General features: G+C 70.1%; 2 protein-coding genes. Both read right to left on the minus strand.

Annotated elements, in window-relative coordinates:
- Positions 1–161: 161 nt before the first annotated feature.
- Positions 162–701, minus strand: a complete 540-nt coding sequence (locus AB0L75_RS44325; RefSeq protein ID WP_365191956.1) for a hypothetical protein — start codon at positions 699–701, stop codon at positions 162–164.
- On the minus strand, positions 701–1,264 hold a 564-nt coding region (locus tag AB0L75_RS44330; protein WP_365191957.1), incomplete at its 5' end, for an SCO6880 family protein. The genes AB0L75_RS44325 and AB0L75_RS44330, both read right to left, overlap by 1 nt.

Raw genomic sequence — 1,264 nt, forward strand, 5'->3', positions numbered from 1 at the left:
GGTGAGGATCTTCACCAGGGCCACCAAGATGGACATGCGCCGAGTCCGCACCATCGAGGCCCACGCCCGATCCGTCATCAGCTCGCCCTGCACGTCCGTCGAGGGCCGGGTGCCCGGGTCCAACGGGTTCAGGCGCGTGTCCAGGCCAGGGCCGACCTGGATCACCGATCCACCCAGGCCCTTGACCACACGGGTCCACTCGCCCTTCTTGTCCGAGGCCACCGAGAGCTTGCGCCCGGCCAGCACCTGCACACCGCCAGCGACTTGGCCAGTGACGACTTCCCGGTGCCCACCTGACCGAACAGCATCATCGACATGCCCGAGATGATCCCGGCCTCATAGAGTGCCCACGGGTCGAAGCAGAACGCGCCGCCGCCGTGCATGTCCTTGCCGATCATCAGCCCGCGCGCACCCAGACCGGGGCCGGCCACGAACGGGTACGCCGTCGAGGCCGTATGCGTCGTCGTGCGGACCGGCCGCGGGGCCAGCGTGCGCATCCCCCGCAGCTGCCGTGCCCCGCGCGGTCCGGCCTTGCCCCACTGCGGCTGAGGGAACCGCACCTCCTTAGCCTGCGCAGCCATCGCCTTCCGCAGCGCCCGCTGGCCTCGCTCCAGCTCCCGGGCCGCACGCTTGGCCTCTCGGGCTTCGTCCTTGCCCGGTTCGATGATCTGGAACAGATCGACCTTCGGTTCTTCACGCATCAGAGCTTCATCCTTCCGAACGGCAGGGCACCGGCCACGAACGCCGCGTCCTGCTCCATCCACACCGGGCGCAGCTCGCACCCGGCCGTGATCCCGGAGGCCACGACCTCCGCAGCCGCGGACTCCAGCTCGGACCGCGAGGACCCGGTCACCGTGACCAGCACGACGACATCCACGCCCGTGTGCCGACGCCGCAGCTCGGCCTCCTCGCGCTCCACGTCCTCCAGGGACTGGTCATGTTCCAACGACCCGATGCGCCCGAGCTTGCTCATCAGCCGCGAGTTCGTGTGCCAGTCCGTCTTGCGCCGCTGCACGGACCGCACCGCGGCCCCACGCTCCACCGGAGCCAGGAACACCGAGACCGTGTGCCGGAAGTCCCCGGCGAACACCAGCTCGTCCAGGAACCCCAGCCGGGCCAGGTTCTGCGGCAGCTCGGAGACCTTGTAGGTGCGGTGGTAGTTCCCGTCCGTGACCATGTGGCCCGCATGGACCGGACCGCCTCGGGCACGGTCCGGCTCCCGGTCGGTGAGGCGGGTGGCTTCGGTGTGCACCCGGCGCTGCTC

This window comes from Streptomyces sp. NPDC052101 (genome assembly GCF_040680235.1).
GTDB lineage: Bacteria > Actinomycetota > Actinomycetes > Streptomycetales > Streptomycetaceae > Streptomyces.

What these genes read in the sequence shown, in the direction of transcription:
- AB0L75_RS44325 (WP_365191956.1), bottom strand. Translation starts at nt 701, where the DNA reads ATGCGTGAAGAACCGAAGGTCGATCTGTTCCAGATCATCGAACCGGGC.